At 57.8% G+C, this 14,153-nt stretch carries 10 protein-coding genes, 1 tRNA gene, 1 pseudogene and 1 riboswitch; of the genes and pseudogenes, 10 read left to right on the forward strand and 2 right to left on the reverse strand.

Annotation, left to right across the window (positions count from 1 at the left end; all coding sequences use genetic code 11):
- The first annotated feature begins 375 nt into the window (after positions 1 to 375).
- A riboswitch (cobalamin riboswitch) is annotated at positions 376 to 567 on the forward strand.
- 153 nt (positions 568 to 720) lie between these two features.
- The 3 genes and pseudogenes from ACR0NZ_RS11425 to ACR0NZ_RS11435 all read left to right on the forward strand — a co-directional run.
- On the forward strand, positions 721 to 1,725 hold the full coding sequence (locus ACR0NZ_RS11425; RefSeq protein ID WP_480475675.1) for an ABC transporter substrate-binding protein: 1,005 nt from the start codon (positions 721 to 723) through the stop codon (positions 1,723 to 1,725).
- On the forward strand, positions 1,722 to 2,771 hold the full coding sequence (locus ACR0NZ_RS11430) for a FecCD family ABC transporter permease (RefSeq protein ID WP_480519006.1): 1,050 nt from the start codon (positions 1,722 to 1,724) through the stop codon (positions 2,769 to 2,771). The genes ACR0NZ_RS11425 and ACR0NZ_RS11430 overlap by 4 nt, the downstream gene beginning before the upstream one ends.
- Positions 2,768 to 3,278, forward strand: a pseudogene (locus tag ACR0NZ_RS11435) (ABC transporter ATP-binding protein); the annotation flags it as partial. The gene ACR0NZ_RS11430 and the pseudogene ACR0NZ_RS11435, both read left to right, overlap by 4 nt.
- Before the next feature lie 891 nt (positions 3,279 to 4,169).
- On the opposite strand, the gene ACR0NZ_RS11440 reads toward ACR0NZ_RS11435, so the two are convergent.
- On the reverse strand, positions 4,170 to 5,120 hold the full coding sequence (locus ACR0NZ_RS11440) for a GlxA family transcriptional regulator (RefSeq protein ID WP_480482085.1): 951 nt from the start codon (positions 5,118 to 5,120) through the stop codon (positions 4,170 to 4,172).
- Positions 5,121 to 5,286: 166 nt separating this feature from the next.
- On the opposite strand from ACR0NZ_RS11440, the gene ACR0NZ_RS11445 reads away from it, so the two are divergent.
- The 4 genes from ACR0NZ_RS11445 to ACR0NZ_RS11460 are packed head-to-tail and all read left to right on the forward strand — an operon-like array spanning position 5,287 to position 9,761.
- Positions 5,287 to 5,997, forward strand: a complete 711-nt coding sequence (locus ACR0NZ_RS11445; RefSeq protein WP_480493700.1) for a GntR family transcriptional regulator — start codon at positions 5,287 to 5,289, stop codon at positions 5,995 to 5,997.
- A gap of 7 nt (positions 5,998 to 6,004) precedes the next feature.
- A complete protein-coding gene (locus tag ACR0NZ_RS11450) occupies positions 6,005 to 6,922 on the forward strand; it encodes a dihydrodipicolinate synthase family protein (RefSeq protein ID WP_480493698.1) in 918 nt (305 codons plus the stop codon).
- Between the two features lie 5 nt (positions 6,923 to 6,927).
- Positions 6,928 to 8,424, forward strand: a complete 1,497-nt coding sequence (locus tag ACR0NZ_RS11455) for an aldehyde dehydrogenase (protein ID WP_480519008.1) — start codon at positions 6,928 to 6,930, stop codon at positions 8,422 to 8,424.
- Positions 8,421 to 9,761: an NAD(P)/FAD-dependent oxidoreductase gene (locus tag ACR0NZ_RS11460; protein WP_480519010.1), complete on the forward strand. Its 1,341-nt coding sequence runs from the start codon at positions 8,421 to 8,423 to the stop codon at positions 9,759 to 9,761. The genes ACR0NZ_RS11455 and ACR0NZ_RS11460 overlap by 4 nt, the downstream gene beginning before the upstream one ends.
- A gap of 9 nt (positions 9,762 to 9,770) precedes the next feature.
- Here ACR0NZ_RS11460 and ACR0NZ_RS11465 read toward each other — a convergent pair whose 3' ends face one another.
- The gene (locus ACR0NZ_RS11465; RefSeq protein ID WP_480519012.1) at positions 9,771 to 11,318 is read right to left on the reverse strand and encodes a trimethylamine methyltransferase family protein; all 1,548 of its coding nucleotides are present in this window, start codon (positions 11,316 to 11,318) and stop codon (positions 9,771 to 9,773) included.
- Positions 11,319 to 11,546: 228 nt separating this feature from the next.
- Between ACR0NZ_RS11465 and ACR0NZ_RS11470 the strand changes: the two genes are divergently transcribed.
- The 3 genes from ACR0NZ_RS11470 to ACR0NZ_RS11480 all read left to right on the forward strand — a co-directional run bounded on the left by ACR0NZ_RS11470 (position 11,547) and on the right by ACR0NZ_RS11480 (position 14,147).
- Positions 11,547 to 13,013 (forward strand): flavin-containing monooxygenase, encoded by a 1,467-nt coding sequence (locus tag ACR0NZ_RS11470; RefSeq protein WP_480519015.1) that lies wholly within the window; start codon positions 11,547 to 11,549, stop codon positions 13,011 to 13,013.
- Positions 13,014 to 14,015 (forward strand): alpha/beta fold hydrolase, encoded by a 1,002-nt coding sequence (locus ACR0NZ_RS11475; protein WP_480519017.1) that lies wholly within the window; start codon positions 13,014 to 13,016, stop codon positions 14,013 to 14,015.
- Positions 14,016 to 14,070: 55 nt separating this feature from the next.
- Positions 14,071 to 14,147: transfer RNA gene (locus tag ACR0NZ_RS11480), tRNA-Met, on the forward strand.
- Positions 14,148 to 14,153: the final 6 nt, after the last annotated feature.

A 14,153-nucleotide genomic window follows, 5' to 3' on the forward strand; every position in this document is an offset into this window, starting at 1 on the left:
AGCGGTCCAGTCCTGCGCCACTGGGCGGTCGAGCTAGCGGTCTCGTCAGCGCCGGTTAGCGGTTCTCTAGCGGTCTCGTAACGGGTCTCTCTAGCGGTAAAAATACCCGTCGCTTCGCTCAGCAGAATGCCCCCGAAACCGCCCCAGTTTCTCGGGCTAGTTGGAAAAGCTCTTGGGTTTCATCGGACGGCAAGGATTCCTACCACCCCAGCCATGATTTTCCTATATATCACACACCGACGTCCTCGGGGCGGATTGTAGCGCCTTCTCAGCGGCTTGTCTGACGTCAGCACCATGTTGAGACGCGCAGGTTCATGCCCTTGGGAGAAAATGGGAAAGACCCCCGAGTTTTTTCTTGCCGCAGAGTAAGTGTTAAGGTACCCGCGTTTTACCGGTCCCGATGTGGCTAAGAGGGAATCCGAGGTGCCTTTTGGTGCCAACCGGAACTGCCCCCGCAACTGTAGGCGGCGAGCGCTGTCCATTCCGTCACTGGGCCATTTCGGTCTGGGAAGACAGGACAGACAAAGACCCGTCAGTCAGGAGACCTGCCGGTATGAAACCGAAACACACCGGGCGGGGTTGTCCGGGGAGGTTGCCGAAGAAACGCGCCGGGCGGGCTATGTACCACTCTGCGCTCACAGCAGGCAGAAAAGCGTCTGTTGCTTCGGTAAATGCCCATTCACCCGTTCTCTGGTCATTGACACATGGAGATCGATTGTCATGTTTCTACGCACTGGCCTGATTGGCCTTTCCTTGCTGGCTACCAGCGCTGCCGCCGAAGGAAACTTTCCCTTAACCATCGAAAACTGCGGTCACTCGGTCACGTTTGACGCGCCAGTGACGTCGTCAGTCACGGTCGGCCAAGCCGCGACCGAGGTGCTTTATGCGCTGGGTCTGAGTGAGCAGGTTCTTGGAACTTCGGTCTGGTTCAACGAGGTGCTGCCTGAATATGCCGAGGTGAATGCCAAGGTAGAGCGTCTGGCAGACAATGATCCCAGCTTTGAAAGCGTTGTTGCCAAGCGGCCGGGACTGGTCGCAGCGCAATATGAATGGCATGTCGGACCCGAGGGCATCGTCGCCACGCGTGAGCAATTTCACGAACTGGGTATTCCAACTTACGTGATGCCTGCGGATTGCGTCGGCAAAGACAATACGGTCGGCGGCGATGGCACCCGCCTGCAAGCGTTCTCGACCGATACGCTGTATCAGGGTATCGAAGAACTGGCGGCAGCCTTTGATGTGTCCGAACGCGGCACGGACCTGGTTGCCGAGTACAAGGCCCGTGAAGCCGCAGCCGTCGCCAAGGCGCAAGCCGTGAAGCTGGACGATGTGTCCGCCGTATTCTGGTTTTCCTCTCCTGAAATGGAAAGCGATCCGTTTGTGGCCGGGCAGAAGGGCGCACCGGGATACATGATGAGCACATTGGGCATCCGCAACGTCGTCGAGACGGATGAAGAATGGCCAACAGTGGGCTGGGAAACCATTGCCAAGGCCAATCCGACGGTGATCGTGATTGCCAAGATGGACCGCCGTCGCTTTGCTGCGGACGACTACCTGAAAAAGCTGGAGTTCCTGCGCGCTGATCCGGTGACCAGCCAGATGGATGCGGTCAAGAATGACCGGATTGTCGTTATGGATGCGCAGGCCATGGACGCCACCATCCGCGCAATCCCGGCACTGGAGGATCTGGCCGAGAAGCTGGATACCATCGGAAACAACTTGTGAACGAGGTCGCCGCAATCTTTCGGCAGGGTTTCAAGGCCGCGTGCCTAACTGTGCCACTGTTGATTGCGGCGGTCCTTGCGGGCGCGATGATCGGGGAAACCTCGTTGTCGCCCGATTTGGTTCTCTCCGTTCTGGTCAACAAGCTGGCCGGAGCGGACCTGCCCGTCGACCCAATTGATCAGGGTATTATCTGGAGCTACCGGATTCCTCGCGCTCTGGTCGCTGCGTCCTGCGGTGCCGGTCTGGCTGTCGCAGGGGTCGTGTTGCAGGCATTGCTGCGAAACCCGTTGGCTGACCCTTATATTTTGGGCATTTCTGCCGGGGCCTCGACGGGTGCCGTGGCTGTTACCATCGCTGGTTTGGGCGGGGGAGCTTTGTCGCTGTCTTTTGGCGCGTTCAATGGCGCGCTTTTGGCTTTCGGTTTTGTCGCGTTGCTGGCCCGAGCCTCCGGCGCAGGCGGCGGGCGGGCTGCGACGGCGCAAATCGTTTTGGCGGGAATTGCCGGGTCTCAGTTGTTCAATGCGCTAACGGCCTTCATCATCGCCAAATCCGCCAATGCCGATCAGGCGCGCGGGATCATGTTCTGGCTGATGGGAAACCTCAGCGGCGTGCGCTGGCCGGATGTATATCTGGCCATTCCGGTGGCCCTTGCCGGCTGGCTTATTTGCCGCTTTCACGCCAGAGCTTTGGACGCATTTATTTTCGGCACTGATTCAGCGGCCTCGCTGGGCATACCGGTGCGGCGGGTGCAGGCAACCCTGATCTTCGCCACCGCGCTGACAACAGCGGTCATGGTTTCGATCGTCGGGTCCATCGGCTTTGTCGGGCTGGTCATCCCTCATGCTGCCCGGTTCCTTGTAGGACCGGGGCATCGCAGGCTTATCCCAACGGCCGCCTTGATCGGAGCGGTCTTCCTGATCGGCGCCGATATAGTGTCGCGCATCATCATCCCGGGTCAGGTTCTGCCGATTGGGGTGGTTACCGCCCTGATCGGTGCGCCTGCCTTTGCCGTAATTCTGGTGCGCGGCCAGAGGAACGCCCAATGAAGATCGAGGCGCAAAACCTGACATTTTCGGTTCGCGGCAAGACTTTGCTGTCAGACGTATCGTTTGTCGTGGAGCCCGGCGAAACACTGGCTTTGGTCGGACCCAACGGTTCGGGCAAATCAACTCTGATGCGCCTGTTGGCGGGTTTGGCACGTCCGGTTTCGGGAAAAGTCGTCATAGCGGGCCATCCCGTTTCGCATTTGTCGCGCAGACAGATTGCCCAACGGATTGCCATTGTTGAACAACAGGCTGATACAGCCGAACGCGTAACTGCACGGTCCGTGGTCGAGCTGGGCCGCACGCCCTGGCTGTCGGCCTTACGGCCCTGGCGCGCCGAAGATACCAGGCAAGTCGACAAAGCCCTGCAAACTGTGGAAATGGCCGATATGGCACACAGAGAATGGGCAACATTGTCTGGAGGAGAGCGCCAGCGGCTGCACATCGCGCGGGCTTTGGCGCAGCAACCGGGCCTTTTGCTTTTGGACGAACCGACCAACCATCTGGACATACATCACCAACTGTCGATCCTGGACTGTGTTCGAATTCTAAAAGTGACAACGGTGATGGCACTGCACGATCTGAATCAGGCAATGGCCTGTGATCGCGTGGCTGTTTTATCAAAAGGACAGCTGGTTTCTCTTGGCCCGCCCAAACAAGCCTTGTCTTTGCAAACCGTTTCAGAAGTTTTCGGTGTCAAAGCACAGTGGGGGTATAGTGCCGGCAGGACAGAACGGTTTCTGTCCTATCATCTGGACTGACGGATCCCGATCGCTTCTGGTCGCACAGGATATCAGCGTCGTCAGCGCGCCATGCCAGATACGTACAATCTACGGCCTCGAAGGCGTATTCCAACGGCGAGCAAGCTTGATCTGGGTTTCCTCACAAACTGCAAAATTGCTCGTCGAATGCTGTCTAGATTCTAACAGAAATAGGATTTGTTCGTTTTCTTGCCTTCCAAGATGATCGGCAGGCGCGTCGTCCGAGCGTTGGTCGACCAAACCCTTATGGTATGTTCACTACTTGATTTGAACCGTGAAACAGATTCCTTTCGGAAACCACTGGGACCTGACCCAATTCTCGAAACGCCATCAGCTTGAACAGATTGCGGCGACCGCACGTCGATATTGCAGATTACCCACAATCAAAGCCTCAACTTGAGCCTTAAATTAACGGTAGATTAACGAAACAGGGCACAACAAATCTCTGGATGACAAGTTCTTGATATACTTATGCCTATATCGAGATTTATTGGTGGGTAATCCTGCCGGTCTGTTGACTAGTCCAGTTTTTAACGAGGGGGTATCCCGGCAGGATCAGGGGGTGCCAGATCGGGCCAGTTCGAGGCCAACAGATCGCGGCACCCCCGCCGGTAAGCGCGAACCAGCAACTCATCTTTCTTCAGTTGATCTTGTTGCGCTGCGCGTGGGGTGTGATGCCAAAACTGGATCGGTATACCCGAGAGAAATGCCCCGGATTTTCGAAGCCGCAGGCCACGGCGACTTCGGTAACCGACGCCTCGGTTTGCAATAGCAGTTTCCGGGCCCGTTCCAGCCGCATCTCCATAAAGTATCTTTTGGGGGAAGTATTAAGGTATTTGCCGAACAACCGTTCCAGTTGACGGGTGGAAATACCCAAAACACCGGCAATGAAGGATGGTGAGACAGGAGTTTCGAGACTGTCCTGCATAATATCTATCGCTTTTGCCAGATGGGCATTGCGCATTCCATTGCGCGATTGCAGCGAGACGCGCTGCTTGGCGGTCGCATTACGCACAGTGTTATAGACCATCTGATCCGCAACATCAGTGGCCAGTTCTTCGCCATGGTCGCGTTCGATCAGATGCAGCATCAGGTCTGCGGTCGCGGTTCCACCTGATGCGGTAATGTGTTTTTCGTCGGCGACAAAGACGCTGCGCACCAGATTGACATCCGGAAACGCCTCCATGAATGCGTCGTGGTACTCCCAATGGATCGCCGCCTGCATACCATTGAGGAACCCGGCCTCGGCCAGCAACCACGCCCCGGAACACAATGCCCCGATCCGCGTTCCGCGCGCGCGTTCGCGCCGCAGTGCAGCCAGAAGGGAACGAGTCACGTGGTCACGCATGTGAATGCCCGACAAAACAAAGAGTTGATCGCACTTGGGCAGTTCCTCAAGTCCGGAATGCACAAGAGTGACGGATCCATTGGAAGACACGGCCTGCTCGCCCTGTTCGGATACAAAAGACCAGCGATACAGCTCATCGCCACTCACTAGGTTGGCGATCCTCAGCGGTTCGACCGCACAGGAAAAGGCGAGGTGCGAAAACTCCTCGACAAGGATGAAGGCGAAGTGCTGCGTCTGAAGCATGAGCAGGACCATTTCCAAACTGGGCCGACGCCCAAGCGTGAGTCTATTTTGCAGACACCCATGCTGCACGAGATTTTTTTGTATACAAGTTGTATTTTTTAGAAATACAAAAATACGACCACCGCGATTCGGACACGGCAGCCAGAGGACATAGTGAGGCCAAAGGATGAAAGACGAAGCCAAGTCGCGCAAAAATGCGCTCAGAGAACACCTGAAGATGTCCATCCTGACGCTGCGCCTTGGTCCAGGTGACGATCTGGATGAGGCGCATTTGTCCGATGAATTCGGCCTGTCGCGCACGCCTCTGCGCGAGGTGTTTCGTCAACTGGCAGGCGAAGGCTATCTGGATCTGCGAAAAAACCGCAGCGCCCGTGTTTCGGAAATGTCCTACACCACACTGCGCGATTTCTTCCTTGCCGCGCCGATGGTCTACGGGGCCATCCTGCGTCTGGCGGCAGTGAACGCGACTAACGCGCAAATCGAAGAATTGAAAGCGGCTCAGCACGCGTTCAAAGCTGCCCTTCGTTCAGGGTCGGTCGAGGATCGCGCACTTGCCAACAACCGTTTTCATGACGTGACCGGAGAGATGTCCGGCAATGTCTACCTGCTTCCGTCATTCAACCGGCTGCTGATCGATCATGCACGGATTGGCATGACGTTTTATCGGCCGCAGACAGTTGAAATGTCGGAAAACCTATCGCTGGCCAGCCAACAGCATGACGCGATCATCGCAGCCATCAAGGCACGCGATGAAGCTGCGGCGGCGAAACTGGCCGAGGATCACTGGAACCTGTCCCGGGATCAGATCGGGATGTTCGTGATGCCTGACGCACTGGATGTCGCAATGGGTATCCCGCCACTTTCGAAGCCCGCATGAGGACGAAATGAACCCGATTTTCAAGTTCGAAGGAATTTATACTCCTGTGGTCACCCCCTATCACGACGATGGCAGCGTGAACTGGGACACCCTGTCCGACGTGATCGAATACCTGATCGAAAATGGTGTGCACGGCCTGATTTCCGGCGGATCCACGGGTGAGAATTATGCCCAGACCGTGCCGGAGCGGCTGGAACTGGCCAAATTCACGCATAAGCAACTGAAAGGGCGGTTGCCCTTGGTCGTTGGCACGGGCGCGATGCTGACTTTGGACTCGATTGCACTGGCCGCTGGCGCGCGCGATATCGGCGCGGACGCCATCCTGTTGGCCAGCCCGCCCTACTCGGTGCCGACGGATCGCGAAAACGCGCTGAATGCACTGGCCATCGACAAGGCCGCCGACCTGCCGGTGATGCTGTACAACTATCCGCACCGTACCGGCACAATGATGGGAGAAGAGTTCCTTGACCGCGTAGGTCGTAGCCGAAATTTCTGCGGCATCAAGGAAAGCTCGGGCGATATCAACCGGGTGCATCTGTTGGCCCGGGATTATCCGCATATCCAGCTGGGCTGTGGCATGGACGATCAGGCACTGGAGTTTTTCGCCTGGGGCGCACCATTCTGGGTCTGCGGCGGTTCGAACTTCCTGCCAGCGGAACATGTGGCGCTGTATCAGGCCTGCGTGATCGAAGGCAACTTTGCCAAGGGGCGTCGGATCATGTCAGCGATGATGCCGCTGATGCGGGTGCTGGAACAGGGCGGCAAGTTTATCCAGACCATCAAGCATGGCGTCACCATGAACGGGATCGACGCGGGTATCATGCGGCCTCCGCTGAAGGGCCTGAACAAAGATGACAAGCGCGCGCTAGAACAGGTGACGCGCGTGCTGAGAAAGACAATCGCCGACATCGTGGCTGAGGGGTGACAAACATGGATCTGCTGACACAGGACGAGTACAAATCCATCGCCGCAGGTCTGAGCCTGCCGACAGGCGCCTTTATCGACGGCGCGTTTCGTCCGGCGGTTTCGGGCCAGACCTTTGCGACAGAGAACCCTGCAACCGGTGAAAAGCTGGCCGATATCGCATCCTGTGGCGCGGAGGATGTGGACTTTGCCGTCAAGAAAGCTCGTGAGGCGTTCGACGATGGCCGCTGGTCCAAACTGCACCCCGCCGAGCGCAAGGATGTGCTGATCCGGCTGGCCAAACTGATGGCTCGCAGCGCCCGTGAACTGGCGGTAATGGAGAGTATCGACAGTGGCAAGACCATCTACGACTGCGAAACTGTTGATGTGCTTGAGACAATCCACTGCCTGAAGTGGCACGCTGAGGCGATTGACAAGATTTACGATCAGGTTTCGCCCGCCAGCGACGATCACATCGCCATGGTGGTGCGCGAGCCAATCGGCGTTGTGGGTCTGGTGCTGCCGTGGAATTTTCCGCTGCTGATGCTGGCATGGAAGATCGGGCCAGCGCTGGCGGCAGGCTGTTCTGTTGTTGTAAAACCGGCGATGGAAACCACTTTGACGGCCCTGCGCCTTGCCGAATTGGCGATGGAGGCCGGCTTGCCGCGCGGTGTCTTGAACATCGTTCCCGGTGGCGGGGCCGAGGTGGGCGAACCCATTGGGCGGCACATGGATATCGACATGGTGTCCTTCACAGGCTCAACCGTGACCGGCAAACGTTTTCTGACCTATTCGGCAGAAAGCAACGCCAAAGAGGTGGTGTTGGAGATGGGGGGCAAGAACCCTGCTATCGTCATGGAGGATGCCGAAAACCTCGACCGTGTGGCGGCGCATATCGTCAATGGCGCATTCTGGAACATGGGTGAGAACTGCTCGGCCTCGTCACGCCTGATCGTGCATAAGAAAGTGAAGGCTGAGCTGCTGGAGCGCATCGCGCATCACGCCAAACAATGGAACATCGGCGACCCGCTCGACCCCGAAACCCGCATGGGCGCACTGGTGAGCGAAGACCACTACACCAAGGTTTGTGGCTATCTGGATCAGGCCGAGAACGTGGTGATCGGTGGCAAAGCGGACAACGGGTTTGTCGAGGCCACCGTGGTCGAAGTGCCCGGCAATGACGCTACTTTGGCGCGCGAGGAAATCTTTGGCCCTGTCTTGTCGGTAATTGAAGTCTCGGGCTTTGATGAAGCGATCCAGATCGCGAACGACACCGACTATGGCTTGTGCGCCTCAATCTTTACGGCCAATGTCAAACGTGCCATTCGTGGTGCGCGGATGATCCGCGCAGGCACCGTGACAGTGAACAGCTTCGGCGAAGGTGACATCACGACACCTTTCGGTGGCTACAAGCAATCGGGATTTGGTGGCCGTGATAACTCGATCCATGCTCATGACCAGTACACACAGTTGAAAACCATCTGGATCGATCTGGCCGATGACGCGGATGAGGCCGTCGGTTGAGCCGACACGACGCCAAAAGGCTACCCCGGCAGACAGGCCCGTCGGGATGGAATACGATTCTGCCGCCCCAAACACCTCTGGCGGTGCTGGAACGGGACCTGACCGCGGATATCACAATAGTTGGTGGCGGGTTTGCCGGGCTCAGCGCGGCGCGGCGGCTGCATCAATTGGATCCTTCTCTGAAAATCGTTCTGCTGGAAGCCGGTCGTTTCGCGGAGAGCTCGGCAGGCCGGAATTCTGGGTTCATGATCGACCTGCCCCATGACTTGGCCTCGGACAACTACGCAGGCAAGGGGTCGGACGCGGATCGCGCCATCATTGCGCTGAACCGCAAGGCCATTGCCTTTGCGACAGAAGTGGCCTCCGATTGCGGGCTGCCACAGGAAATGTTCGACCCCTGCGGCAAATACAATGCAGCCGCCACCAAAGCGGGCGACGCGTATAACCGCGCCTTTGCCGCGCATCTGACCAAACTGGACGAGCCGCATAAGCTTTTAGATCAGCAGCAGATGCAAGAGGTCACGGGCAGCCCGCACTATACCTCGGGGCTTTATGCGCCGGGGACAGTGATGATTCAGCCGGCGGCATATGTGCGAGCGCTGTCCGCCCGTCTGGCCGGGCAGATCGAAGTGTTCGAGCATTCACCCGTTACCGGTTTGGAACAACAAGGCGCAGGCTGGGTGGTCAGCACCAACAAGGCCAAGGTGAGCACCGGGCGGATAATTCTGGCCAATAACGGCCACCTGGAGAGCTTTGGGTTCTACCAGCGGCAATTGATGCACATTTGCCTTTACGCCTCGCTCACAGCCCCGCTGAACGAGGCGCAGATCAAGACACTGGGCGGGAAGTCGCGCTGGTCGGTGACGCCAGCGAACCCGATGGGGACGTCAGTACGGCGCATTTCCGGCAGCTATGGGGATCGCATCCTGATCCGCACCTGCTCCAGCTTTCATCCAACAATCGAGACCAGTCCAATGCGACTGCGCAATGCAGGCTGGGTGCATGACCGAAAGTTCAGGGAACGCTTCCCGAATCTGCCGGATGTGCAGATGGAACATCGCTGGGCCGGGATGCTTTGCCTCAGCCGCAATGGATCGGCCGCGTTCGGTGAGCTTGAGGACGGTGTCTACTCTGCCTGTTGCCAGAACGGTCTGGGCATCGCACGGGGAACACTGCAAGGCATGGGCATCGCTGAACTGGTGCTGGACCGGCGGTCTGACATCGCCGATCATTTTCTGGCGCAGCCGGACTTGCCGCGTTTGCCGCCCGAGCCATTCGCCTCGCTTGCCGCCAACAGCTATCTGATCTGGAAAGAGTGGCGATCCGGCAAAGAATGAACTTGACCGTCAGTAATTCTGGTTCAACTCATCCGCGGCCGGGATTTCTCTCTCGCGGCGGGCGATATAGTCCAGAAGGGCGTCGTTCTTGGCCTCATCCAGCTTGGGTTCCTGATACTCGGCCAAAAGCTTCCTCGCGTAGTTCAGGGCGCGCTCGGTGATTTCAACTTCGCCTTCCGCCACCCATTGTTCGATCGAGTTGTTGTCAAACAGTTCGGGCATGAAAAAAGCCGTCTGAAAATTCTCCTGGGTGTGCGGATGCCCCAAATAGTGCCCGCCGGGACCTACATCCGGAATTGCGGCCAAGCCTTCGTCAAAATCATGCCATTTAGGCCCCTCCGCCATCCGATAGGCCATCGCGCACTGTTCCGCGTCCACAACAAACTTGGCGACCGAACAATGCATCCCCGCCTCGTTCCAGCCTGCCGAATGCCAGATGTAGTGGGCCCCTGCATGCAGAACAGCGCCCAGAGTTGTCGCGGATTCGTACCCGGCCTGCGCGTCAAACGTCTTGGCCCCGCCCAGCGTGTTCGAGGTGCGCCATGGCACATCGTAAAAGCGCGCCATCTGGCCAATCATGAAATTCATCAGACTGATTTCAGGCGTCCCTGCCATCGGCGCACCGGATTTCATCGAAACGGTTGACAGATAGTGCCCCCAAATCGCCGGACAGCCCTTGCGGATCACCTGCGTATAAGCCAGCGCCGAAAGCGCCTCAGCGGTCAGCTGTGCCACGGTTGCGGGTACCGATGCGGGCGTATTGGCACCGCCCAGAACGAAGGGCGAGCACAAAACCGGCTGATTCCGGCGGCAGAAGGCGCGCATTGCACCCAGCATGGTTTCATCCCAGACCAGCGGGCTGTTGCCATTGCAGTTGCCCGTTGTAACCGGGTGGTCATCAATGAACCCTTCGCCGAAAAGGATATCGCACATGTCCATCACGTCTTCGGCATTCCTGGGCGAGGTGGTCATTCCCATGAAGGTTTTGTCCGAGTATTTCATCGACGAATAAGTGATGCGCAGGTGCCGCTGGCTGATCGGGTGATCGTAAGGTTCGACGATATGATGGGCCGAACTGTGCAGTGCGGGCATCATGTGCGACAGTTTATGAAACATCGCCAGATCGTCCAGCGTCGGGTTCCGGCGCACGTCGTCAAGATCACGCAGAAACGGCGCGCCGGTCATCGGCACGAAGATCGAGTGCTTGCCGCCGAGAGCGAGGTTCTTTTGCGGATCGCGTGCGTGATAGGTGAATTGCGCCGGAATGGTCGCGATCAGCTCGCGCACCATGTTGCGGTCCAGAAAGACCAGCTCTCCGTCAACCTTCGCGCCCGCTTTTTTCCAGTCTTCCACTGCGGTCGGGTCGCGAAACTGGACACCAACGTTCTCCAGAATATTCATGGCGGCCTTGTCGATAAGCTCAATCTGGCTTCCGTTCATAACTTCGCAATGCGGGATGCCGCGGGTCAAACCCGGCAGCATGTCGAAGTTCGGCGCGGTGCGAAGAGCGCGGCGCGCCGAACGCCCACCGGCGCGTGCAAGAGTACGGGTCGACAAGGGGCAATCCTCCTGTTTTGAATCAGACTGACGGAAATACGCCGCGTTCACCTCTCTGATTGCGATATGTGTTTGCAGGAAGCGACACCGCCCTGATGACGGTTTTTCGCCGCGCCTGTTCACGTAAGGTCGTTCGGTCATTTTATCTTGTGTGACCTACTTCACTGCCAATCACGTGCAGACATCTGCAACAGAAATCCATAAAGTTGTTTCAGGAGGGGCACTTCAATGCACCACGCGACAGAGATGCTGATCATCGGTGCCGGGTTCTCAGGGCTGACGATGGCGCTTGAGGCACGCAAACACGGCATCAAAGATATCGCCATTCTGGAAAAGGCTGAAGATATCGGTGGCACGTGGCGCGAGAACACCTATCCTGGCGTCGCCTGCGATGTGCCTTCACATCTGTATTCCATGGCGACCCACCCTAATCCGTACTGGAGTCGCGCCTATGCCGGTGGCGCAGAGATACAGGAATATCTGCAAAATGTCGCGCATCAGGAAGGATTGTATGATCTTTGCCATTTTGGGCAGGAGTTGAAATCGGCGAAATGGGATGGCACGCTTTGGCAGGTTGAAACCATGGATGGCCAGTTCTGGTCGGCCCGGTTTCTGGTCTCGGCCATTGGCGCGCTGCATCATCCCAGCATTCCCGACATTCCCGGCACCGACAGCTTTCCCGGCCCCTGTTTTCATTCGGCCAAATGGGATCACACCGTCGATCTGACCGGAAAGCATGTGGCCGTTGTCGGCACCGGGGCGTCAGCCGTTCAGTTCGTGCCCGAGATTGCCAAGGTTGCGCGCTTCGTCACCGTTTTTCAGCGCAGCGCGCCTTACGTTATGCCGCGCCCTGACGGCCCGATCGCGCCATGGGTGCGCAAACTTTATGCCTACCTTCCCCTGCTTCCCCGCATCCGGCGCAAACTGATTTTCATGTTCTTCGAGTTCCGTCACCGCGTGTTCAGGGGCGAGGAACGCGCGATGAACTTTGCCCTAAAAATGTGGCGCAAGTCGCTGGAAGGCGCGATTGCGGACCCCAAAGATCGGCGCATTCTGACCCCGGACTATCGAATTGGGTGCAAACGCATTCTCAGTTCAAATGACTGGTATCCGGCCCTGGCCCGCGACAATGTCAGCGTCATTCCGCACGGCGTCGCCAGTATCGATGGAAACAGCATCCTGGCGACAGATGGCACCAGGACAGAGGCAGACGCGCTGATCTGGGGCACCGGGTTTCAGGTCACCAATGTCGTTGAAAGGTTGGATATCACCGGCACAGATGGGCTAACGCTGCGGTCGGCCTGGGCGAATGGGATGTGTGCACATCTGGGTACAGCGATAGCCGGTTTTCCCAACTTTTTCATCCTTCTGGGGCCTCATACCGGGTTGGGGCATAATTCGGTCGTGCTGATGATTGAAGCTCAGGTCGGGCATATCGGCCGGGTTCTAATCGAGATGCAACGCAAGGAACTGTCGGTGATCACTCCCGATGCGGTGAAACAGGCGGCCTTTACGCAGGAAATGCATGACCGCCACGCGGACAGTGTCTGGCAGATCGGAGGCTGTACATCCTGGTACATTGATGCGAAAGGGCAAAACACGACGCTTTGGCCCGGAACAGTTGCCGAGTTTCAGAAACGCATGGCACAATCAGGATTGGAGCAATACAACCCCGTTAGGACCGGAGACAGCTAGATGACATTTATTCTTAGCGTGGTTACGGCCTTTGCCGTCTTTCTTCTGGCCATGGCCCTGTGGACCCGGCGGATAACCCGTCAGGGGCTTAAAACCGTGCCGCAGATGGGCCAGATCGTGTCCGTGCAGGGCGGCAGCATCCACTATGTGGAAATGGGCAATCCGGACGCGCAGACGGTTGTTCTGATTCATGGCCTGGCTGGGCAGTTACAGCATTTTACCTACGCGTTGGCGGATCAACTGGCCGAGGATTACCACGTCATCGCGCTGGATCGCCCCGGTTGCGGATATTCAACCCGGGATACGGCAGAACTCGCACAATTGCCGCAGCAGGCCGCGATGATAGCTGAGTTTCTTGAAACCAAAGGCGTGAATCAGGCCGTGCTGGTCGGGCATTCACTGGGCGGTGCGGTGTCGCTGGCACTGGCTTTGGATTACCCCGAGCGGGTATCCAGCCTCGCTCTGTTGGCACCACTAACGCACAGGCTGCCTGAAACACCGGTGATCTTCAAGCCGCTCGAAATCCGGACCAAATGGCTGCGCAGCCTGATTGCCAACACGATTGCGGTTCCCATGGCCTCAAAAACAGCACCGCACAGTCTGGGTGTGGCATTTGACCCTGAAACCCCTCCAAATGACTTTCTGGACCGTGCTGGTGGTGCGCTAGGGCTGCGCCCGTCGGCCTTTGTCACGGCCTCGCAGGACGTTATCGGGTTGGATGCCAGCTGCGATGCGCTGGTGGCCAGATACCCCGAGCTGTCTGTCCCCGGCGGGATATTGTATGGCCGCCAGGACGCGCTTCTGTCCCCTGCCCTTCACGGACCGCCGATGGCCAAATATGGTCTGAGCTATGAAGAGCTTGACGGTCTGGGTCATATGATCCTGATCACAGAACCGGAAATATGCGCCGCGTTTATCCGCAGGATGGTGGACGCCACGATATTCCGTCAGACGTCCTTGCAGGACCCGGTGACAGAGCCCGTGAAAGAATTCCCCGGTTAGGGCGATTTCCCTCTTGACCCTCCCCGGCCCCTCGCTTACATCGCCTCTCACTCACGGCGGAGTAGCTCAGTTGGTTAGAGCAGCGGAATCATAATCCGCGTGTCGGGGGTTCAAGTCCCTCCTCCGCTACCAAAATCC

This window comes from Ruegeria sp. AE3, assembly GCF_056542225.1.

Excerpts from the sequence above, each read along its gene's own strand:
- ACR0NZ_RS11455 (WP_480519008.1), top strand. The coding sequence starts at position 6,928 with ATGGATCTGCTGACACAGGACGAGTACAAATCCATCGCCGCAGGTCTG.
- ACR0NZ_RS11450 (WP_480493698.1), top strand. The coding sequence starts at position 6,005 with ATGAACCCGATTTTCAAGTTCGAAGGAATTTATACTCCTGTGGTCACC.
- ACR0NZ_RS11425 (WP_480475675.1), top strand. The coding sequence starts at position 721 with ATGTTTCTACGCACTGGCCTGATTGGCCTTTCCTTGCTGGCTACCAGC.
- ACR0NZ_RS11475 (WP_480519017.1), top strand. The coding sequence starts at position 13,014 with ATGACATTTATTCTTAGCGTGGTTACGGCCTTTGCCGTCTTTCTTCTG.
- ACR0NZ_RS11445 (WP_480493700.1), top strand. The coding sequence starts at position 5,287 with ATGAAAGACGAAGCCAAGTCGCGCAAAAATGCGCTCAGAGAACACCTG.
- ACR0NZ_RS11440 (WP_480482085.1), bottom strand. The coding sequence starts at position 5,120 with ATGCTTCAGACGCAGCACTTCGCCTTCATCCTTGTCGAGGAGTTTTCG.
- ACR0NZ_RS11470 (WP_480519015.1), top strand. The coding sequence starts at position 11,547 with ATGCACCACGCGACAGAGATGCTGATCATCGGTGCCGGGTTCTCAGGG.